The sequence below is a fragment of the Actinospica robiniae DSM 44927 genome, from assembly GCF_000504285.1.
GTDB lineage: Bacteria > Actinomycetota > Actinomycetes > Streptomycetales > Catenulisporaceae > Actinospica > Actinospica robiniae.
The window spans coordinates 7,895,025-7,916,193 of the sequence record NZ_KI632511.1 but is presented as its reverse complement, the minus strand read 5'-3'; the positions used below and the strand labels follow the sequence as shown (position 1 = coordinate 7,916,193).

Annotated in this window: 18 protein-coding genes; 9 read left to right on the top strand and 9 right to left on the bottom strand. The window is 71.0% G+C overall.

Annotation, left to right across the window (positions count from 1 at the left end; translation table 11 throughout):
• Positions 1-31: 31 nt before the first annotated feature.
• Genes ACTRO_RS34195 through ACTRO_RS44300 form a run of 3 tightly spaced genes read right to left on the bottom strand, consistent with a single transcriptional unit; the run spans position 32 to position 4,541 of the window.
• The gene (locus ACTRO_RS34195; protein ID WP_084316722.1) at positions 32-2,131 is read right to left on the bottom strand and encodes an ABC transporter ATP-binding protein; all 2,100 of its coding nucleotides are present in this window, start codon (positions 2,129-2,131) and stop codon (positions 32-34) included.
• Complete coding sequence (locus ACTRO_RS34190; RefSeq protein ID WP_034269888.1) at positions 2,128-3,864, bottom strand: ABC transporter ATP-binding protein; 1,737 nt, start codon at positions 3,862-3,864, stop codon at positions 2,128-2,130. Before ACTRO_RS34190 ends, ACTRO_RS34195 begins: the two co-directional genes overlap by 4 nt.
• The gene (locus ACTRO_RS44300; RefSeq protein ID WP_211244500.1) at positions 3,858-4,541 is read right to left on the bottom strand and encodes a MarR family winged helix-turn-helix transcriptional regulator; all 684 of its coding nucleotides are present in this window, start codon (positions 4,539-4,541) and stop codon (positions 3,858-3,860) included. The genes ACTRO_RS34190 and ACTRO_RS44300 overlap by 7 nt, the downstream gene beginning before the upstream one ends.
• Before the next feature lie 159 nt (positions 4,542-4,700).
• Here ACTRO_RS44300 and ACTRO_RS34180 point away from each other — a divergent pair, with 159 nt between their 5' ends.
• The gene (locus tag ACTRO_RS34180; RefSeq protein ID WP_034269885.1) at positions 4,701-5,360 is read left to right on the top strand and encodes a hypothetical protein; all 660 of its coding nucleotides are present in this window, start codon (positions 4,701-4,703) and stop codon (positions 5,358-5,360) included.
• On the opposite strand, the gene ACTRO_RS34175 is transcribed toward ACTRO_RS34180, so the two are convergent.
• Entirely contained in the window at positions 5,361-5,873 is a 513-nt protein-coding gene (locus ACTRO_RS34175) for a hypothetical protein (RefSeq protein ID WP_034269882.1), read from the bottom strand. It abuts the gene before it with no gap.
• Between the two features lie 85 nt (positions 5,874-5,958).
• Between ACTRO_RS34175 and ACTRO_RS34170 the strand changes: the two genes are divergently transcribed.
• Positions 5,959-6,309, top strand: a complete 351-nt coding sequence (locus tag ACTRO_RS34170; RefSeq protein ID WP_034269879.1) for a hypothetical protein — start codon at positions 5,959-5,961, stop codon at positions 6,307-6,309.
• Between the two features lie 19 nt (positions 6,310-6,328).
• On the opposite strand, the gene ACTRO_RS34165 is transcribed toward ACTRO_RS34170, so the two are convergent.
• The 5 genes from ACTRO_RS34165 to ACTRO_RS44295 form a co-directional block, all read right to left on the bottom strand.
• Entirely contained in the window at positions 6,329-7,168 is an 840-nt protein-coding gene (locus ACTRO_RS34165; protein WP_034269876.1) for an amidohydrolase family protein, read from the bottom strand.
• Positions 7,169-7,170: 2 nt separating this feature from the next.
• The gene (locus ACTRO_RS34160; RefSeq protein WP_034269874.1) at positions 7,171-8,160 is read right to left on the bottom strand and encodes an aldo/keto reductase; all 990 of its coding nucleotides are present in this window, start codon (positions 8,158-8,160) and stop codon (positions 7,171-7,173) included.
• Positions 8,161-8,169: 9 nt separating this feature from the next.
• Positions 8,170-8,937, bottom strand: a complete 768-nt coding sequence (locus tag ACTRO_RS34155) for an SDR family NAD(P)-dependent oxidoreductase (protein WP_034269871.1) — start codon at positions 8,935-8,937, stop codon at positions 8,170-8,172.
• A complete protein-coding gene (locus ACTRO_RS34150) occupies positions 8,934-10,289 on the bottom strand; it encodes an enolase C-terminal domain-like protein (protein ID WP_034269868.1) in 1,356 nt (451 codons plus the stop codon). The genes ACTRO_RS34155 and ACTRO_RS34150 overlap by 4 nt, the downstream gene beginning before the upstream one ends.
• Before the next feature lie 83 nt (positions 10,290-10,372).
• Positions 10,373-12,802, bottom strand: a complete 2,430-nt coding sequence (locus ACTRO_RS44295) for a pectinesterase family protein (protein WP_051451804.1) — start codon at positions 12,800-12,802, stop codon at positions 10,373-10,375.
• 495 nt (positions 12,803-13,297) lie between these two features.
• On the opposite strand from ACTRO_RS44295, the gene ACTRO_RS34140 reads away from it, so the two are divergent.
• From ACTRO_RS34140 to ACTRO_RS34110, 7 genes are all read left to right on the top strand, one after another.
• Positions 13,298-13,966: a GntR family transcriptional regulator gene (locus tag ACTRO_RS34140; protein ID WP_211244499.1), complete on the top strand. Its 669-nt coding sequence runs from the start codon at positions 13,298-13,300 to the stop codon at positions 13,964-13,966.
• A 284-nt stretch (positions 13,967-14,250) separates the two neighbouring features.
• The gene (locus tag ACTRO_RS34135; RefSeq protein WP_084316721.1) at positions 14,251-15,222 is read left to right on the top strand and encodes a dihydrodipicolinate synthase family protein; all 972 of its coding nucleotides are present in this window, start codon (positions 14,251-14,253) and stop codon (positions 15,220-15,222) included.
• Complete coding sequence (locus ACTRO_RS34130) at positions 15,219-16,964, top strand: IlvD/Edd family dehydratase (RefSeq protein WP_034269862.1); 1,746 nt, start codon at positions 15,219-15,221, stop codon at positions 16,962-16,964. The genes ACTRO_RS34135 and ACTRO_RS34130 overlap by 4 nt, the downstream gene beginning before the upstream one ends.
• 130 nt (positions 16,965-17,094) lie before the next feature.
• Complete coding sequence (locus tag ACTRO_RS34125) at positions 17,095-18,339, top strand: extracellular solute-binding protein (protein ID WP_157436598.1); 1,245 nt, start codon at positions 17,095-17,097, stop codon at positions 18,337-18,339.
• A gap of 8 nt (positions 18,340-18,347) precedes the next feature.
• Complete coding sequence (locus ACTRO_RS34120) at positions 18,348-19,433, top strand: ABC transporter ATP-binding protein (protein ID WP_034269859.1); 1,086 nt, start codon at positions 18,348-18,350, stop codon at positions 19,431-19,433.
• Entirely contained in the window at positions 19,430-20,335 is a 906-nt protein-coding gene (locus ACTRO_RS34115; protein ID WP_034269856.1) for an ABC transporter permease, read from the top strand. The genes ACTRO_RS34120 and ACTRO_RS34115 overlap by 4 nt, the downstream gene beginning before the upstream one ends.
• Entirely contained in the window at positions 20,335-21,162 is an 828-nt protein-coding gene (locus ACTRO_RS34110) for an ABC transporter permease (RefSeq protein ID WP_034269853.1), read from the top strand. The genes ACTRO_RS34115 and ACTRO_RS34110 overlap by 1 nt, the downstream gene beginning before the upstream one ends.
• Positions 21,163-21,169: the final 7 nt, after the last annotated feature.

Sequence of the window (21,169 nt, the reverse complement as noted above, 5' to 3'; positions counted from 1 at the left end):
GCCGGAGGACGGCGGTCACTCGACCTCGGGGTCAGTCGACCTCGGCCACCGCCGAGGCGAACTGGGCCTGGTAGAGCCGGGAGTAGGCGCCCTGGCGCTCGAGCAGTTCCTCGTGGTCGCCCTGCTCCACGATCCGGCCGTTCTCCATCACCAGGATCAGGTCGGCGTCGCGGATGGTGGACAGGCGGTGCGCGATCACGAAGCTGGTGCGGCCCTCGCGCAGCGAGTTCATCGCCCGCTGGATCAGCACCTCGGTGCGGGTGTCCACCGAGCTGGTCGCCTCGTCCAGGATGAGGATCGCGGGCTCGGCGAGGAACGCGCGGGCGATCGTGATCAGCTGCCGCTCGCCGGCCGAGACCGAGGAGGCCTCGTCGTCCAGGACGGTGTCGTAGCCGTCCGGCAGCGTGCGCACGAACCGGTCGACGTGGGTGGCCTGGGCCGCCGCCACGATCTTCTCGATCGGGGCGTCCGGCACGCCGTAGGAGATGTTCTGCGCGATGGAGCCGCCGAACAGCCAGGCGTCCTGGAGCACCATGCCGGTGCGCGAGCGCAGGTCCTCCCGGGTCATCCGCGCTATGTCCACCCCGTCCAGGGTGATCCGGCCCTCGTCGATCTCGTAGAAGCGCATCAGGAGATTGACGAGCGTGGTCTTGCCCGCGCCGGTCGGGCCGACGATGGCCACGGTCTGGCCGGGCTTGACCGAGAGCGAGAGGTCCTGGATCAGCGGGGTGTCCGCCTTGTAGCGGAACGAGACGTTCTCGAACTCGACCTGGCCGCGCACCTCGTCCACGGTCGGCGCCTGCGCGTCGTCCGGGGTCTGCTCGGTCGCGTCGAGCAGCGCGAACACCCGCTCGGCCGAGGCCACCGCGGACTGGAGCAGGTTGGACATGCTCGCGACCTGGGTGACCGGCTGGCTGAAGCTGCGCGAGTACTGGATGAACGCCTGCACGTCGCCGAGGGAGAGCGAGCCGGTGGCCACCTTGAGCGCGCCGACCACGGCGATGAACACGTAGTTCACGTTGCCGATGAACATCATCGCGGGCTGGATCAGGCCGGAGATGAACTGCGCCTTGAACGAGGCCTGGTAGAGCGTCTCGTTCTGCTGGTCGAACTCGGCCATCGCCTCGTCCTGGCGGCCGAAGACCTTCACCAGGGTGTGGCCGGTGTACTGCTCCTCGATGTGGCCGTTGAGCCGGCCGGTGGTGCCCCACTGCTTGACGAACTGGGGCTGGGCCTTCTTGCCGATGCGCGCGGCCAGCACCACCGAGAGCGGGATGGTCACCAGCGCCAGCAGGGCCAGCTCCCAGGAGATCCAGAACATCATGGTGAGCACGCCGACGATGGTCATCAGCGACATCGCGATCTGGCTCAGCGTCTGCTGCAGCGTCTGGGCCAGGTTGTCCATGTCGTTGGTGACCCGGGAGAGGATCTCGCCGCGCGGCTGGCCGTCGAAGTAGCTCAGCGGCAGCCGGGAGAGCTTGGCCTGCGCGTCCTTGCGCATCCGGTAGACGGCCCGCTGGACCAGCGCGGTGGCGATCCGGCCCTGGACGGCGAGCACGATCGAGGAGCAGCAGTAGATCAGCGCGACGACGCCGAGGGTGCGGCCGATCGCGTCGAAGTCCATGCCCACACCGGGGACGAACTGCACGCTTTTGAGCATCTCGCGCACGCCGGCCGGCAGCCGCGGGCTGGCCAGCAGCTGAGCCCGGCTCAGGCCGTGGAACGCGGCGGTCTGGCGCCCGGCCACGCCGCTGAGGATCTGGTTGGTGGCGTTGCCGAGGATCTTCGGGCCGATGACGTTGAGGGTGACCCCGATCGCGGTCAGGACCAGGGCGAAGATCATCAGCGGGCGCTCGGGGCTCATGGTGGCCAGCAGCCGCTTGCTCGAGCCCTTGAAGTTCAGCGCCTTCTCGGTGGACTGGCCGGACATGAACGCGGCGGGGCCGCGCCGGGTGCCGGGGGCCGGGCCGAGGCCGCGGGCCGGGACGACCCGCTCGCCGCCCTCCCCCTGAGCCTCGCCGCCCTCGGTCTTGGCGCCGCCGCCGAGCTCGACCACGTCGACCTTGGCCACGACCTGCGCCTCGGGCGCCTCGTCGGCCGGGGAAGTCTCTTCCGGAGCGTTGGTCGTCATGCGAGAGCCTCCTGCTCCGTCAGCTGGGAGAGCACGATCTCCCGGTAGGTCTCGTTCTCCTCCATCAGCTCCGCGTGCCGGCCGGAGCCGACCACGCGGCCCTCGTCGAGCACGATGATGGTGTCGGCGTGGCGGATGGTGCTCACCCGCTGCGCCACGATCAGCACCGTCGCCTCCACGGTCTCGCGGGCCAGGGCGGCGCGCAGCCGCGCGTCGGTGGCGTAGTCGAGGGCGGAGAAGGAGTCGTCGAACAGGTACACGGCCGGGCGGCGCACCAGGGCCCGGGCGATGGCCAGGCGCTGGCGCTGGCCGCCGGAGACGTTCGTGCCGCCCTGCGCGATCGGGGAGTCGAGCCCCTCCGGCATGGCCTCGACGAAGTCGCGGCCCTGGGCTATCTCGAGGGCGCGCCAGAGCTCTTCGTCGGTCGCGTCCGGGTTGCCGTAGCGCAGGTTGCTCGCGATGGTGCCGGAGAACAGGTACGGCCGCTGCGGGACGTAGCCCACGGCCTTGCTCAGCGCGTTCGGGTCGAGTTCGCGCACGTCCACGCCGTCGACCAGGACCGAGCCGGCGGTGACGTCCATCAGCCGCGGCACCAGGGAGAGCAGCGTGGTCTTGCCCGCGCCGGTGGAGCCGATGATCGCGGTGACCTCGCCGGGGCGGGCGAGCACGTCCACGCCGCGCAGCACCGACTGTTCGGCGCCGGGGTAGGCGAAGTCGACCGCGCGCAGCTCGAGCAGCCCCGTCGTCGCCTCCGGGCTGACCGGGTTCGCGGGCGGCACGACGCTGGACTCGGTGGTCAGCACCTCGCGGATGCGCTCGGCGCTGACCTCGGCCCGCGGGACCATCATGAAGGTGAAGACGGTCATCATCACCGACATCAGGATCTGCATCAGGTAGCTGAGGAACGCGGTGAGCGCGCCGATCTGCATCCGGTCGTCGCTGATCAGGTGGCCGCCGAACCAGAGCACGGCGACGCTGGAGAGGTTCATCACCAGCATCACCGAGGGGAACATCAGCGACATCAGCTTGCCGGCGCCGAGGGAGACCGCGAGCAGCTCGCCGCTGGCCTCCTCGAACCGGTCTCGCTCGCGCCCGTCGCGCACGAACGCGCGCACCACCCGCACGCCGGAGATCTGCTCGCGCAGCACCCGGTTGATCACGTCCAGCTTGCCCTGGGTGGCCCGGAACAGCGGCACCATCCGCGAGATGATCAGCGCCAGCACGCAGGCGAGCACCGGGATGATGACGACCAGCAGGCCGGAGAGGGTGACGTTCTGGTTGAGCGCCATGATGACGCCGCCGACCATCATGATCGGCGCGGAGACCGTCATCACGAAGAACATCAGCACCAGCATCTGCACCTGCTGCACGTCGTTGGTGCTGCGGGTGATCAGCGACGGGGTGCCGATCTGGCCGACCTCGCGGGCCGAGTAGCGCTGGACCTGGCGGAACTGGGCCGCGCGCAGGTCCCGGCCGACGGCCATGGCGGTGCGCGCGGCGAAGTAGACCGCGCAGATCTGGCAGGCGATCTGGCCCAGGGTGATGGCCAGCATGATCCCGCCGGTGCGCCAGATGTAGCCGGAGTCCCCGGTCAGCACGCCGTCGTCGATGATGTCGGCGTTGAGCGTGGGCAGATAGAGCATCGCGAGGGTGGCCAGGAACTGCAGGCACACCACCACCGCGATCGGTTTGCGGTACGGGCGCAGGTACTCGCGCAGCAGTTTGATCAGCACGGCGTCCTCCCGGGGGCGGGCTGGTCGGTGGTCGGGACGGGCGGCGCCGACCGCGCGGTCGGCGCCCGGTGCCCGGGGTGTGCGGGCGTGGAGGTGTGCTCGGACAAGACGGACGTCTCCTGGTGCACGACCGCGAGGTCGTTCTCGATCACGGTGATCAGGAAGTCACGCAGGGCGGCTTCGAGTTCGGGGGTCAACTTTCGCATGAGTTCGTCGTTGGCGGCCTTGGCCCGCAGGCCGATCTCGCGCGAGCGGGCCTCGCCGGCCTCGGTGAGGGTGAGCCAGACGATCCGCCGGTCGGACTCGTCCCGCCGGCGCCGGACGTAGCCGGCCTTCTCCAGCGTCGAGACCAGGCCGGTGAGCGTGGCCGGGGTGATCATGCAGCGCTGGGCGAGCTCCGAGTGCGTGGCCCGGCCCGGGGTGCCGGCCTCCAGCCCGCGCCCTTGGCCCCAGGCGAGCGCGTTGAGCACGCCGGCGGCGCCGGGCGAGAGCCCGTCCTCCTCGGCGAGCACCCGCCGGTACCGGTTGCCCATGGCCTGTCCGGCCAGCCCGACCAGCCGCATCGTGGGCGAGCCGACCAGGCGTTGGCGCAGGTCGAGGTCGGGCGGCGGCGGGGGCGCGGGAGGGGGCGGCGGCGGGGCGGGGGGCGAGGGGTCCGGCTCGCGCGGTGCGGTCACCCGAGAAGGTTAGCGTCCAAACTGTTAGGAGGCAAAGTTATTTTCGCCCCGGCGCGCCGGGGCGTTCCCGGGCGGCCGCGCCCGGGGCGCGCGGGGGCTTCGGGCGCATGCCGGGCGGCGGCCGGGGTATCCGAAGAACCCTTACAGCGGAGGCGAATCATGACTATCCCGTATGCGGTCCGCGCCTCGCTCGGCCTGGCCGCCCTGGCCCTGGGCGCGAGCGCGGTCTCCGGCTGCGCCGCCCAGCGGCTGCAGAGCTCGTCCGCGACGGTCTCCACCGCCGGCGCGTCCGCGGCGGCCGACGACGCGCAGAGCAGTACCTGCCCCGGCACAGCTCCGCAGAATCTCTCCTCGAACGTCAGCGGCCTCGCCGACCAGCTCGAGCCGCTGGCCGCGACCCGGGTGCTGCTGTGCGTCTACCCGGCCGCGGCCTCGCCCGCGTCCGACGACTCCGGCAGCCCCGGCGGCCTCGAGAGCCCCGGCGGCTCCGCCAGCCCGGCCGCGAGCCCGCACGCCCCGACCGCGATCGTGCTGAGCAAATCCGACCAGATCGGCACCCTGCAGAAGGCGCTCAATGCCCTGACTCCCCCGCCGACCCAGCCGGTCTCCTGTCCGATGGACTCGGGCGGCTCCATCCTGGGCATCTTCACGGCCGGCTCGCAGGAGACCGAGGTGCTCATGCAGCTCTCCGGCTGCCCGCTGGTCGGCAACGGCCAGAAGACGGGCTGGGTCGGCCAGACCGACTTCATCAGCGTGCTGTCTTCGATGCTCGGCGGCTCGCTGGACCTGGGCACGGACTCGTCCGCGTCCCCGTCCTGATCAGCCGCCCGGGCGGCCGGCCAGGGGTTCGAGCGGATCCCCGATGACGGTCAAGGCGGCAAGGAAGAGCGCGTCGAGGGGAGCGAGCCATGAGGCGATGTCCACATAGGTGGATCCGCGCCAGGTGAAAGCGACTCCGCCGAGGCGCGCGTCACCCCAGTCGACGACGTCGATCCCGATATCGCAGCCCTCGATGACGGCGTGGCCGGACCGTACCGAGACCGGATGGTCCGGCCGCGCCACACCTTCCCGCCGGCCCCGACGCAGCAGCGTGGAGATCGCCGCGCCGGGCTGGTGGGGCGGCCGGCCCGGGTAGACGGGCGACTGGGCGATGACGACGGCCGGACTGCGTTCGCCGGGCAGAACATAGGAATGGACGTAGGAGACGGCCCGGGAGGCCGAGAGCGACCCGTCCTCCTGCCGGGAGCGCACCCCCGCGTGGCCGGAAAGCCTGCGTACGCCGGGCCAGGCCGAGGGCTCGATTCCCAGTGCCGGCACCGGTTCCCCGACCATGTCCGCTCCCGCCTCCGGATCGGTTCGCCCCGCTGCGCCACGGCCTATACTCAAGCCTTCCATCCCAGACACGGAGGGCCGCGGTATGGAGATGTTCGTGTTCGACCGCAGGGAATTCCGCATCCCGCACCACGAGAGCGTGGACGCGTTCGCCACTCTGATCGCGCACGGCGAGCACTCCGGGCAGACCCGGGTGACCTGCCTCTCGATCGAACCGGGCGGCGTCATCGGGGAGCACCCGGCGGTCGGCGGGCAGCTGTTCCTGGTGGTCGCCGGCGAGGGCTGGGTATCAGGGCCCGACGGCCATCGGCTGGACATCCGCGCCGGGCAGGGCGTCCGCTGGGATCCCGAGGAGCTGCACACCTCGGGATCCGAGACCGGACTGAGCGCGATCGCCGTCGAGGGGCCGGATCTGGAAGTCTTCGGGCCGGAATGATCCGGCCCGAAGAGAACGATCAGATCCCGTACACCCGGGTCGCGGTCCCGCCGAAAACCGCCTCGCGCTCGGCCACACTCAGCTGCGCGGTGAGGTCGGTCGCGGCGTGGAAGACGTCATCGTAGCTCCCGGCCAGGACGCACACCGGCCAGTCGGAGCCGAACATGAGCCGGTCCGGCCCGAAGGCCTCGAGCACGACCTCCGCGTAGGGGCGCAGATCCGGAACCGTCCAGGTGCCCCAGTCGGCCTCGGTGACCAGGCCGGAGAGCTTGCACACGACGTGCGGTTCGGCGGCCAGCTCGCGGATCCAGGCCGCCCACGGCTCGGTCTCGCCGGAGGCGATCGGGGGCTTGCCGATGTGGTCGAGCACGAACACCTGGTCGGGCAGCGCACGCACCGCGCGCAGCGCGGCCTCGGCCTGCGCCGGACGCACCAGCAGGTCGTAGGGCAGTCCGGCCGCGCCCACGGCGGCGAGGCCGGCCCGTACCCCGGGGCGGTCCAGCCAGGCCGGATCGGCCTCGTCCTGAACCAGATGCCTGATACCGACCAGGCGCTGGCCGCCGGCCCCGCCGCGGATCTTCGCCAGCTGCTCGGCCGGGCCGGGCGCGGCCAGGTCCATCCAGCCGACCACGCCCGCGATCAGCCGGGTGCACGCCGCGTACGCGAGGAACTCCCTGGTCTCGTCGGCGGAAGCGGCCACCTGGACCAGGATCGTCTTGTCCACGCCGCAGGCCCTCGCCTGGGCTTCAAGCTCCTCGAGCCCGAAATCCCGCCAGATCGGCTTGAGTTCGGGCGCGCGCAGCCACTCGTGCGCGCGGACATGCAGATCCCAGAGGTGGTGGTGCGCGTCTACCGTCATGCTCACTCCGTCGGAACCGGGACGTCGGGGGAAAGCAGGCCGCGGGTACGCAGGTCCTCCCACAGCTCCGTCGGTATCGCTACCCCGGCCAGCGCGGCGCAATCTTCCGCCTGCCCGGCATCCCTGACGCCGATCAGCGCGCTGATGACGGCGGGGTGGCCGAAACCGAACCGCAGCGCAGCCGCGCGCAGCGGGACGCCGTGCTCGAGGCAGACCCTCTCGATCTCCAACGCCCGGCGCAGGATCGGCTCCGGGGCGGGCGCGTAGTCGTAGGTCGCGGCCTGGCGCGGGTCGGCCAGCAGGCCGGAGTTGAACACGCCGCCGAGCACGACGGCGACGCCGCGCTCCGCGGCCGCGGGCAGCAGTTCGGCCAGCCCGCTCTGGTCGAGCAGGGTGTAGCGGCCGGCCAGCAGGACGACGTCGATGTCGGTCTCGCGCACGAACCGCGCCGGCAGCGCGCTCTGGTTCATGCCGACGCCGATCGCCCCGACGACGCCCTCCGCCCGCAGCTTCTCCAGCGCCGGATACGCCTCGGCCAGCGCCTGCTCGGCGTGGTCGTCCGGGTCGTGCAGGTAGGCGATGTCGATCCGGTCGAGTCCGAGCCGCTGCAGGCTCTCCTCGATGCTGCGGCGCACGCCGTCGCCGCTGAAGTCCCAGCGGCGGCGGTGGGTGCGCCGGACGTCGAAGCCCTCGTCGTCGCGCAGGCCCTCCGGGATCTCCCCGGCCAGCGGCTCCAGGATCCGGCCGACCTTGGTGGAGAGCACGTACTCGCCCCGGGGCCGCGGCCGCAGCGCCTCGCCGAGCCTGCGCTCGGACAGGCCCAGACCGTAGTGCGGCGCCGTGTCGAAGTAGCGGAAACCGTCGGCCCAGGCCGCGTTCACGGCCTCGGCCGCGGCGTCGTCGTCGACCTGCGCGAAGAGGTTGCCGATGGCCGCGCCGCCGAAGCCGAGGCGCGAGACCCGGCGCAGGACGTCAGGACGTTGCTGGGGCACGGGGATTCCCTACTGGCCGATCGGGCGGGGACGCAGGCCGGTGAAGCCGCCGTCGACCGCGAGCGAGGTGCCGGTGACGCTGGCGGCCAGCGGCGAGGCGAGGTAGGCGATGGCGGCGGCGATCTCCGGCGCGGTGACGAGCCGGCCCATGGGCTGGCGGGCCGCCAGCGCGGCGCGCTCGGCCTCCGGGTCCTGCGCGGCGTCGAGGAGCCGGCCGACCCACGGAGTGTCCGCGGTGCCCGGGTTCACGCAGTTGACCCGGATGCCCTCGCGCAGGTGGTCGGTGGCCATGGCCAGGGTCAGCGCGTACACGGCGCCCTTGGTCGCGCTGTAGAGCGCGCGCTGCGGCAGGCCGGCCACGGCGGCGATCGAGGCGGTGTTGACGATCGCGGCGTGAGCCGAGGCGCGCAGGTGCGGCAGCGCGGCCCGGGAGACGCGCACCATGCCGACCACGTTGACGTCGTAGACCCGGTGCCACTGCTCGTCCGAGTTGTCCTCGACCGTGCCGGCCGCGCCGATGCCGGCGTTGTTGATCAGGATGTCTATCCCGCCGAGCGCTTCGGCCGCGCCGGCCACGGCGGCGCGCACGGACTCGTCGTCGGTGACGTCGGCGACGAAGCCCAGCTTGGGATCCGGGGCCGCGGACGGGTCGAGGTCGAGCACCGCGACGGTGGCGCCGCGCTCGGCGAGCAGAGTCGCGGTGGCCAGTCCGATGCCGGAGCCGCCGCCGGTCACCACCGCGCGCAGGCCCGCGAACTCGAGGTGCTGATCGGTCATTGTGAGACTCCTTCGTTCTGGCGACGCAGGTCTTCCACCCAGAAGGTACCGTCCGGGAAGCGGTATGCCGCGATCGATCCGTCGTGCATGCGGGCCGAGAATCCGGGGGCCTCGGGCGCCTGGTAGCTGCCCGCGATCACGCGCACCGGATCGACGAAGTGCTCGTGCAGGTGGTCGACGTATTCGATGACGCGGTCCACGGTCGTGCCGCTCAGCGCCACGTAGTCGAACATGGACAGGTGCTGGACCAGCTCGCACAGGCCCACGCCGCCGGCGTGCGGGCAGACCGGGACGCCGAACTTGGCCGCGAGCAGCAGGATCGCGAGGTTCTCGTTGACCCCGGCCACCCGGGCGGAGTCGAGCTGCAGGATGTCGATGGCGTCGGCCTGCAGCAGCTGCTTGAACACGATCCGGTTCTGCACGTGCTCGCCGGTGGCGACCTTCACCGGGGCGACCCCGCGGCGAACCGCGGCGTGGCCGAGGATGTCGTCCGGGCTGGTCGGCTCCTCGATCCAGTAGGGCTCGAACTCGGCCAGCGCCTGCACCCAGTCGACCGCCTCGGGCACGTTCCAGCGCTGGTTCGCGTCGATGGCGATACGCAGGTCGGGGCCGACGGCGGCGCGGGCGGCACGGAAGCGGCGCATATCGTCCTCGAGGTCGGCGCCGACCTTCAGCTTGATCTGGGTGAACCCGTCCTCGACGGCCTGCTTGGCCAGCCGGGTCAGCTTCTCGTCGGAGTAGCCGAGCCAGCCGGGCGAGGTGGTGTACGCCGGGTAGCCGTGCTCGCGCAGCAGCGCGACCCGCTCCTCGGCGCCGGCCCGTCCGGCGCGCAGCAGCTCGAGCGCCTCGGCCGGGGTGAGCGCGTCCTCGATGTAGCGGAAGTCGATCTGGCTCACCAGCCATTCCGGCTCGGCGTCGGCGAGCAGCTGCCAGACCGGCTTGCCCGCGCGCTTTCCGGCGAGGTCCCAGACGGCGTTGACGACGGCGCCGATGGCCATCTGCATCACGCCCTTCTCCGGGCCGAGCCAGCGCAGCTGGCTGTCGCCGATCAGGGCCCGGCTGACGCTGCCGGGGTCGGCGCACAGCTCGTCGAGCTCGCGGCCGACCACGTGCGCGCGCAGCGCCTCGATCGCGGCGACCTGCACCTCATTGCCCCGACCTATCGTGAAGGCGAAACCGTGCCCGGCGAGTTCCTGGCCGTTCGGGCCGAGGGCGTCGGAGCGCAGCACCACATAGGCCGCCGAGTAGTCAGGGTCTGGATTCATGGCATCCGACCCGTCGTGCTCACGCGAGGTGGGGAACCGGATGTCATAAGTATCCAGGGCAAGTATCCGGGCGCGGGCGTCCGACATGGGCAAAGGTCCTTTCCGCCTTCTGGTGGGACAGAATCTAGAAGGCGCAAGGACCTTTGCGCAAGCCATTCATCGGATGTATTTCAGCGCAGTACCTCCGCGACGCCGGTGCCGGCGAAGTCCAGATCGCTATGTTCGATGGTGATCCGCGCGTACTGGGACACGGTCGTGGTGGCGTCCGCGTACACGTCACGCAGGGTCAGCACGGTCGGATGGTCCGCGCTGACGCCCTCGACGACCTCCTGCGCGCCCGGGATGGAACGGGTTGCGACCAGGCCGTCGATGGTGACGCCGGCATAATCCGGGATGTTCGCGGTGCCGGTCGGCGCGGAGTAGAACGGGTCGAGATCGATCGGGTACTGCAGGTCGGACATGGTCGTGTCCAGGTACTCGACGTCGCGCACGACACCGCCGACGCCTTCGTACGACTTGATCCGGATACCGGCCGCGATGCTCGACTCGGTGCCGTAGAGGTCCTTGCCCTCGATGCGGTTGTGCTCGACGAGGATGTCCTGCAGCCCGTAGGTCGTCTCGCTGCCGATCGAGATGCCGTGCGTGCCGAAGCACTGGTTGTCCGCCACGGTCAGGTGCACGTCAGTGGCGTCGTTCGTCTGCATGGCCACGCAGTCGTCACCGTCCATGATCCACGAGTCGCGGACGGTGGCGTACACCGAGGAGTCGATGTCGATGCCGTCGGTGTTCAGCGAGGTGTCGGGGCTCTCCACGACGAGACCCCAGACCAGCAGGCCGCCGCCGGTCTTGTAGTAGAGATTCTGCTTCGCCGCGTCGCGCAGGGTGAGGTCGTACACGGTGAACTGGTCGGAGGACGTCGCCTGGATCAGCCGCGGATTGACCTGCTTGAGCCCTTCCGCCTTGGCGGTCACCGCGTTGTCCCACCAGCTCGTGGTCGTACCGAGGATCGGCAGGTCGCCGCGGCCGTCGATCGCGCCCTGGGTCGGATTGCCCAGCCCGTCCCGGGAGCCCCGGCTGCGCGAGTCCGCGCGCACGCCCTCGACGCCGCTCTCGTTGCCGCTGACGGTGATGAAGGCGGCGCATCCGTTGGAGGACGAGCCGATCGTCCCGCAGGCGGCGCCGTAGTCAGTGGCCTGACGCGAGGCGAAGAGCGTGACCCCGGTGTCGATGACGAGGTACTCGAAGCCTGAGACGGTCAGCGGCGCGGAGAGGAACGCCGTGTCGCCGCCGTCGGCGCCGGGCGACAGTTCGACGGCCTGACCGGTGCCGGCGCAGGCGTTCAGCGCGGCCTGGATGCGGGCGGTGTCGGGGGCTGCGGCCTCCATGTCGTCCGAGAACTCCCGGTTCGCCGGAGCGGCGAGGTCGGAGGTCACGGTCTGGCAGGTGCCGGGCAGCCTCGGCTCGGCTACGCGGCGGGTGTCGCCGAGCCGCGCGTTGTCCCGTTCGGCTTGTGCGGCAACGGTTCTGGCGGCGCCGCTCACCACCGGGTCCCAGCCGTCCGACCCGGCCAGGTACGTGTACGCCGTGTACGACGCGGCCTGGGCCGCGGTCAGCTGCGGACGAGTGGACTCGTTCGCGTTCGCGCCGGAGCCGGTGTCGTCGTATTCGTAGTAGCGACCGGGCGTCCATGTCGCACTGCTGATACCAAGATACGGGTTCGTCGTGTTGACCTGCGCGGGCAGGTTCGTGTTGCGCACGACCAACTGCGGCGCGGTGCCCGAGAACGGCTCCCAGGCGCGACCGAGGTACACGCCGTTCGAGGCGAGCGTGCTGGTCACGGTGTCGCCGGTCAGCAGGATGCCGTACGTCTCGGCGGCGTAAGTCGCGGGCGCGGTCAGGTACGCCTTCGAGTAGATCCCGTCGTTGAGCGTCACGATGTCGGAGCGGTCCACGACCAGGTCGCCGTCGCCGAAGATGTAATCGACATCGCCGTCGATGGTGGAGTTGTACACGTACTGGCGCAGCTCGGCGGTCGCGGTGGAATCCCAGGACAGCAGGGTGTCCTGATGTCCGTAGAAGACGTCGTTCTGGTAGACCTGCCGGTCGCCTTCCATCGCGATCGCGACGGCCTGCGTGGCGGTCACGCTCGGGTAGTCGAGCTTGTCGAACGTGTTGGAGAAAGTGATGTATTTCGCGGTGAAGTCGCTGGCCTTCACGTGCACGGTGGCCGAGCCCTCCGTGCCGTACGTGGAGCCGCTGCTGGTGGCCTCGCCCGCGTAGGTCGAGGACGTGATGACGACGTCCTTGGCGTTGCCGGTGGCCCCGATCAGGCTCAGGTGCAGCTTGGTGGCCGGGATCGTCACCATCTCGCGGTAAGTGCCGGCGGCGATGGAGATCGTGTAGGCGGTGCCGGAGTCGTTCGGCACGGCGTCGACCGCGGACTGCACGGTCGTGTATTCGGCACCGGATTTTCCGACGGTAAGCGTGACGCCGGCGGCCGGGCCGGCGGCGGAGGCGGGCGCCGCCCCGACCGCGAACGCGCCGCCCGCGAGGGCGGAGACGCAAACGGCGGCGAGCAGCGCGGATCTGCGCGATCGCATGGAGACTTCGGTCCTAACGGGCTGGGGGTGGCCGGCGACGGAGCGGCTCGAAGTACCGGGCCGACACCGGATCCGGTGGGCATGACGGCACGTCCCCGTCGATCACGACACAGGACGGGTGGGTTTCCGCCACGCGGCCAGACACCCTCATACCGGGCACGCGTGTGGTGCAGTCGGGGAGGCTAGGACGCGATCCCCACGGCGTCAAGAGCGTTGACGGAATCTCATGTCACCGATACCGTACGCGGCACGTCGTATATGAGACATCGAATCTGTGCGGCGAGCCCGGTCGGGGGACCAAACTCCGCGCGGGCGGTGCCCGGCACACCCTCACTCGGCCGAGCACCGCCCGCGCGGTCGTCTCTCACCAGCCTGATTCCCCCACCATTGACACGCACGGCGCGCCGGGACTAGCTTCCCTTCACATCGTATACGAGATACCCGATGCGGCATCCCGGATACGCGGTATCGAAGTACTGGAAACGGAAACCATCCATGCCTGACACGGTCATGTCGTCGGTCGCGGTGCCCTCGCGCACCGAGGCGGTGCTGGACGCGGTCAAACACGCGATCCTCACCGGACGGCTCATGCCGGGCCAGCCCCTGATCGAGACCGAGCTCGCCGCGCAGCTGGGGGTCTCCAAGACCCCGGTGCGCGAAGCGCTCAAGACCCTGGCCGGGGCCGGCCTGGTCACCATGAGCCCGTACAAGGGCGCGAGCGTGCGGACCGTGGACGACAAGCTGGCCCACTCCGTCTACGACATCAGGATCCTGCTGGAGCCGGAGGCGGTGCGCCGGGCGGCGTCCGCCGGCGGCGCGGCCAGCACCTGGTGGGACGCGGCCGGCTCGGCCCTGGACGCGGCCGACGGGGCCGCGGACCGGGCGGAGCGGCAGACCGCCAACCGGGAGTTCCACCGCGCCCTGTACGCGGGGTGCGGCAACGACCTGATGGTCGGGATCCTCGACGGGCTGCGCGACCAGACCGCGCTGGTGTCCACCGCCGTGTGGACCCGCAACGCGAGCTGGGAGCAGGAGGCCGCCGAGCACCGGGCCATCCTGGACGCGATCAGGGCCGGGCGCGCGGACGTGGCCGCGACCCTGCTCGAAGAGCACATCCGGGCCTTCGTGGAGCGCAACTTCGGCTCCGCGGCCGACTCGGCCTGATCCCGCGCACGGACGGAACCGGGCAGGATCCGCCCGCGCCGGGCGGAAACGGCCGCGCACCGCACGAGAGCACCACCGCACCGCCGCGCCTCGGCGCACGCACCACGGCATCAGGGTAGGAAGATCACCGGCTCGAGCAACCGCGCGCACCGTCGGCGCGGGGCGAAGAAGATCGGTCCGGACCGCTGCAACGGTCCGGACCGGGACACCCGCACCACGGCACAGATCGGCGCGTCCCCGAGCGGGGGCGTCGCCTGGCGAGATCCATGACCCGGAGACACGAGATGCAGTCCGATGATGGCACGGCCACCGCGCCGGCGCCTATTCGCCCGAGTGGGCAGGTCGACCACGCCGCGTTGCGCGCCGCGCTGCGCGGGGTGGTGGCGATCCCGGTGACCCCGTTCGACGCCGAGGGCGGCGTCGACTGGGGGCGGCACGGCGCGCTGCTGGCGCGCCTGGTGGCCGCCGGCGTGCGCGCCGTCACCCCTAACGGCAACACCGGGGAGTTCTACACGCTCGAGCCCGCCGAGGCGCGGCGCGCGGTGGAGAACACCGTCGAGGAGGTCGGCGACCAGGCCACGGTCATCGTCGGCGTGGGCCTGGACACCACCGGCGCGATCGCCGCGGCGCGGCACGCCCGCGACGCCGGAGCGCACATGGTGATGGTGCACCAGCCGGTGCACCCGTACATCTCCGGCGAGGGCTGGACCGAGTACCACCGCCGGATCGCCGAGGCGGTCCCGGAGCTCGGCGTGGTCCTCTACGTGCGCGACGCCCGGATCGGCGGCGCGCAGATCGGCCGGCTCGGCGAGCTGTGCCCGAACGTGGTCGGGGTCAAGTACTCGGTGCCCGACCCGGTGCGCTTCGCCGGGGTGGCCATGGACGCCGGGCCGGGCCGGTTCGAGTGGGTGGCCGGGCTGGCCGAGCTCTCGGCGCCGGGCTACTTCGCCGTGGGCGCCACCGGGTTCACCTCGGGCCTGGTCAACGTGGCGCCGCAGATCGCGCTCGAGCTCTACCGCCGCCTCGCCGCGGGCGAGTACGCCGCCGCGATGGAGATCTGGGCCCTGATCCGCCCGTTCGAGGAGCTGCGCGCGGCCGACTCGTCCGCCGACAACGTCAGCGTGGTCAAGGAGGCGCTGGCCCAGCTCGGCCTGTGCCGCGCCGAGGTGCGCCCGCCTTCGCGCACGCTGCCGCGGCCCGTGCGCGACCACATCGAGGCGATCCTCGCCTCGTGGGGCGAGAGGTGGTCGGTATGACGACCGATTCCGCTCCGCTGCGCAGCGCCGGCTGGTTCGGCGAGGGCGCCACCGGCGGACACCTGCGGGCGTTCTCGCACCGCTCCCGCCTCGCCCAGCTCGGCTACGAGGCGAGCGAGTACGAGGGCAAGCCGGTCATCGCCATCCTCAACACGTGGTCTGACATCAACCCCTGCCACATGCATCTGCGCGAGCGGGCCGAGCAGGTCAAGCGCGGGGTGTGGCAGGCCGGCGGATTCCCGCTGGAGTTCCCGGTCTCCACGCTCTCGGAGACCTTCCAGAAGCCCACCCCGATGCTCTATCGCAATATGCTGGCGATGGAGGCGGAAGAGCTGCTGCGCTCCTATCCGGTGGACGGCGCGGTGCTCATGGGCGGCTGCGACAAGACCACCCCCGCCCTGCTCATGGGCGCGGCCAGCGCGGACGTGCCGGCGCTGTTCCTGCCGGCCGGGCCGATGCTGCGCGGCAACTTCCGCGGCGAGCCGCTGGGCTCGGGCACCGACCTGTGGAAGTACTGGGACGAGCACCGGGCCGGCCGGATCGGCGACTGCGACCTGGCCGAGGTCGGCTGCGGGCTGGCCCGCTCCCCCGGCCACTGCATGACCATGGGCACGGCCAGCACCATGACCTCGGTGGCCGAGGTGCTCGGGGTGTGCCTGCCCGGCTTCGCCTCGATCCCGGCCGTGGACAGCGCGCATCACCGGATGGCGGTACGCACCGGCATGCGCGCGGTGGAGCTGGCCCGGGAGGGCCGGAGGATCACCGAGTTCCTCGGCCGCGAGGCCTTCGAGGACGCGGCGGCCACCGTGATCGCGCTCGGCGGCTCCACCAATGCCCTGATCCACCTGGTCGCCATGGCCGGCCGCGCAGGGGTCGCATTCACTCTGGACGACTTCGACGCGATCTCGCGCCGGGTGCCGGTGCTGGCGGATCTGCGGCCGTCCGGCAGGTTCCTGATGGAAGACTTCTACTACGCGGGCGGCCTGCAGGCCTTCCTGGCCGAGCTGGCCCGGGTGCCCGGCGCCCTGCACCCGGACCGGCCGAGCGCCGCCGGCGGCACCGTCGCAGAGCACTGGTCCGGGGCCGCGGTGCACCGGCGCGAGGTGATCCGCTCGGTGGACGAGCCGTTCAGCGAGGACGGCGGCGTGGCCGTGCTGCGCGGGAATCTGTGCCCTGACGGCGCGGTGATCAAGTACATCGCGTCGCAGAAACCGAGCCTGCTCAAGCACACCGGGCCCGCGGTGGTGTTCGACTCCTACGCCGAACTGCGTGCCGGGATCGACGATCCGGCACACGCGATCACCGCCGAGACCGTGCTGGTGCTGCGCGGCGCCGGCCCGATCGGCGGCCCCGGGATGCCGGAGTACGGCATGCTCCCGATCCCCAAGTACCTGCTGGAAGCCGGGGTCACCGACCTGGTGCGCATCTCCGACGCGCGGATGAGCGGGACGAGCTACGGCACCTGCGTGCTGCACGTCGCCCCCGAGTCGCACGTCGGCGGTCCGCTCGCCCTGGTGCGCACCGGCGACCCGATCACCCTCGACGTCGCCGCCCGCACCCTCACGCTCGAGGTCCCGGACGAGGAGCTGGCCCGGCGCAAAGCCGCCTGGCAGCGCCCCGAGCCGCACTTCGAGCGCGGCTACGGCGCGCTCTACCAGGCCCGGGTGACCCAGGCCGACCAGGGCTGCGACTTCGACTTCCTGGCCCGGCCGGGCCGCAATCCGCAGCCCGACCCGCACTGACGCACCCCGCACGGACGCACCCGCAACGCACCCGCACCCTCGGCACCACGTGCCGCGCCGGGCACGCGCGCCCGGCCGGCCGCGTCCTGCTCCCCTTTCCCGATACGACGACGTAGAAGGCGGAAAGACCATGTCCCCTCAGCGCAACCCTGAGATCAACCGCCGCACACTGCTCGGTTCCGTGGGCCTGGCGGCCGGTGCCGTCGCGACGGCACCGCTGCTGTCCTCGTGCTCCGCCCCGAGCTCGGGGCCGGCCGCGAACAGCAGCCCGGCCGCGTCGCTGGGCGCGACCCCGTCCAAGCCGGTCACCCTCAACATCCTGGACGTGGCGGGCAACCTGGCCCTGACCAAGCCCGCGATCGAGCAGTTCAAGTCGGCGCACCCGGAGATCGTCTCCAACGTGACCTACTCCACCGGCACCGCGCCGCAGCTGCCGGCGAAGCTGAAGGCCGAGCAGGCCGGCGGGAACGTGCAGACCTCGCTCGTGCTCACCGGCACCGACGGCCTGGCCTCCGGCATCACCGACGGGCTCTACATCAACCTCAAGACGTACTACGACCAGTTCTTCCCGAACCTGATGTCGAACTACCAGACCGCCGCGGCGAGCATGGCCACCCTGGCCCAGGACCAGGGCATCGAGATCGTCTGGTACCCCTCCGGGCCGCTGATCGAGTACAACCCGGCCACCGTCAAGACCGTGCCGGCCACCACCGACGACCTGCTGGCCTGGGCGAAGGCGAACCCGGGCAAGTACCAGTACGCCCAGCCGCGCAACTCCGGCCCCGGCCGCACCTGGCTGATGGGCCTGCCCTACCTGCTCGGCGACTCGGACCCGACCGACCCGACCAACGGCTGGTCGAAGACCTGGGCGTACCTGACCGAGCTGAACAAGTACGTCGACACCTACCCGTCGGGCACCAGCGCCACGATGAAGAACATCGCGGCCGGCACCGTGGACATCATCGCCTCCACCACCGGCTGGTACATCAACGGCCGCGCCATCGGCACGGTGCCGAAGGCGATCGCGGTGGCCAAGTTCCAGACCTTCACCTGGGTCACCGACGCCCAGTTCGGCGTGATCCCCAAGGGCGTCTCGAACGACGTGCTGATCGCGAACCTGAACCTGCTGGCCTACATCCTGACCCCGACCGCGCAGGCGGTGACCTACGACCAGGGCTACTTCTACCCGGGCCCGGCGGTCAAGAACGTGACCATCTCGCAGGCCCCGGCGTCCTCGCAGCAGGTCATCCAGCAGTACGGCGTGCCGGACTTCGACACCTGGATGACCCAGTACCCGATGAAGAACTCGCTGCCGGCCACGGCCCAGGTGACCGCGTTCGACCTGTGGGACAAGAACATCGGCAGCACGAAGTGAGCCCTGGAATGATCAGCGAACTGCGACTGAACGGCATCTCCCGCTCCTACGGCGAACACCGCGCCCTGGCCGAGCTGGACCTGACCGTGCACGGCGGCGAGTTCATCGCCCTGCTGGGCCCGTCCGGCTGCGGCAAGACCACCGCGCTCAACTCGATCGCCGGACTGCTGCCGCTGACCGGCGGCTCGATCGACCTCGACGGCAAGCGGATCGACACCCTGCCGCCGGAGAAGCGCGGGTTCGGCATGGTGTTCCAGAACTACGCGCTCTTCCCGCACCTGAGCGTGCGCCGCAACGTGGGCTTCGGCCTGCGGATGCGCCGGGTGGCCAAGCCGGAGCTCGAGCGCCGGGTGAACGCGGTGCTCGAGCTGGTCCGGCTGACCGAGCACGCGCACAAGCTGCCCGGCCAGCTCTCCGGCGGCCAGCAGCAGCGGGTGGCCATCGCCCGCGCGATCGTGCTGGAGCCGCCGCTGGTGCTGATGGACGAGCCGCTCTCGAACCTCGACGCGGCGCTGCGCCTGGACATGCGCGCCGAGATCCGGCGCATCCACCAGGAGTTCGGCCTGACCACGATCTACGTCACGCACGACCAGGAGGAGGCGCTCTCGCTGGCCGACCGCCTGGTCGTGCTGCGGGAGGGACGGGTCGCGCAGATCGGCACGCCGGCCGCCCTCTACGAATCCCCGCGCAGCGCCTACGTCGCGGCGTTCATGGGCTACCGCAATATCCTGAATCTCACGGCCGAGGTGCTCGACGGCCCGCGGGCGACCGTGGCCGGCGACGGTGTGAAGCTGGTCGGGGTCCTGGCCGACACGGCCGACGACGGCCCGGTGTGCACGGTCGGCTCGAGCGTCCAGGTCGCGATCCGGCCGGACGACCTGCGGATCGCGACCGACGGCGCGGAGTGCGTGTTCGAGGCCGTGGCCGAGGTGGTCGAGTACCACGGCCGGGAGTTCCAAGTGGACGCGCTCACCCGGGCCGGCCGCCGCGTCCACCTGCGCACCGACCAGCGGGTGGCGCCCGGCGACCAGCTGGCGCTGACCGTGGATCCGCAGCGGGCGCTGGTGTTCGCGGGCGGCGAGGTGGTGTCATGACCTCGCTCACCGCCGCGGCTCCCCGCCCCGCGCTGCGCCACCGGCTGGCCGAGCGCGGCATCGACAGAACACTGCTTCTCATGCTGCCCGGGATCGTGGCGATCGCGGCGCTGTTCTGCTATCCGTTCGTCTACGGCCTCGGCCTCTCCTTCCAACCGGCCAAGGGCGGGGTGCTCGGCGCCTACCGCGCGTTCTTCAGCGACTCGTTCTCCGCCGGCACCATCGGCACCACCTTCGGCCTGGCCATTCCCAGCTCCCTGATCAACGTGGGCCTGTCCGTGCCGATCTCCTATCGGATGCGCGGAGACTTCCGCGGCAAGCGCCTGCTGCTCGCCCTGCTGGTCGTCCCGATCACGCTGGGCACGGTGCTCACCGCCGAGGGCATCCTGGAGTTCTTCGGCCCGGTCGGCTGGTTCAACCTGACCCTGCAGAAGCTCGGCCTGGTCGGCGCGGGCCACCCGCTGAAGCTGATCAACGACTACTGGGGCGTGCTGTTCTCGCTGATCATCAGCGGGTTCCCGTTCGCCTTCCTGCTCACCCACTCCTACCTCTCCGGCATCCACCCGGCGCTGGAGAAGGCGGCGGCGACGCTCGGCGCGGGCTGGTGGCAGCGGTTCCGCTTCATCACCTTCCCGCTGCTGCTGCCCGGCCTGCTCACCACCTTCTGCCTCACCTTCGTGCTGAGCTTCTCGGTCTTCCCCTCGGCCATGATGGTCGGCGATCCGGACGGCAAGACGCACGTGATCTCGATCGAGGCGTACGAGCAGGCCCTGCAGAACTTCGACTATCCGCAGGGCTGCGCGGACGCGATGGTCATGACCGGCCTGATGCTGGCCGTGATCGGGCTCGCCATGGGCGTCAGAGCCCTGTTCTACACCGGCTCGACGGGAGGCAAGGGCTGATGCGTGCCAAAGCCCTGACACTGCGCCCGGGCGCCTGGCTGGTGTGGGCGCTGGTGGCCTTCTTCATGGTCAACGTGCTCGGCGTGATCGGCGCGGTGGTGCTCGACTCGTTCGGCACCACCTGGTTCCGCGGCTGGACTCCGTCCGGGTATACGGGCTCGAACTACTCCGCGGCCTGGAACGAGTTCGACCTCGGCCAGGTGATGACGGTCACCTTCGAGATCACCTTCCTGGTGGTGGGCCTGTCCCTGCTGGTCGGCGTGCCGGCCGCGTACGCGCTGGCCCGGCGCGATTTCCCGGGCAAGCGCGCGGTGATGCTGCTGTTCGTGCTGCCGATCCTGGTGCCGCCGATCGCCTACGGCATCCCGTTGGCCACCGTGCTCTACAAGTTCCACATGGCCGGCTCGCTCACCGGCGTGGTGCTGGCCAACCTGGTGCCCTCGGTGCCGTTCGTGGTCTACACGATGACCCCGTTCATCGAGCAGATCGATCCGCGCCTGGAACAGGCCGCGCGGATGTGCGGCGCGCCCACCCGCAGCGTGCTCGGCCGGATCATCGCGCCGCTGCTGCTGCCGGGCATGCTCGCGGCCGGGATCCTGGTGCTGGTGCGCACGTTCGGCATGTTCGAGCTCACCTTCCTCACCTCGGGCCCGACCAGCCAGACGCTGGTGGTGAGCCTGTTCTCCGCGGTCTTCTCCGCGGGCATCCGCAGCGCGCAGAGCATCGACGCGATGGCCGTGATCTACACCGGTTCGATGCTGGTGCTGCTGCTGGTCGCTCTGCGGTTCGTCAACCCGACGCAGCTGGTCGCGCGCTCGCGCGACTGACCGCGCC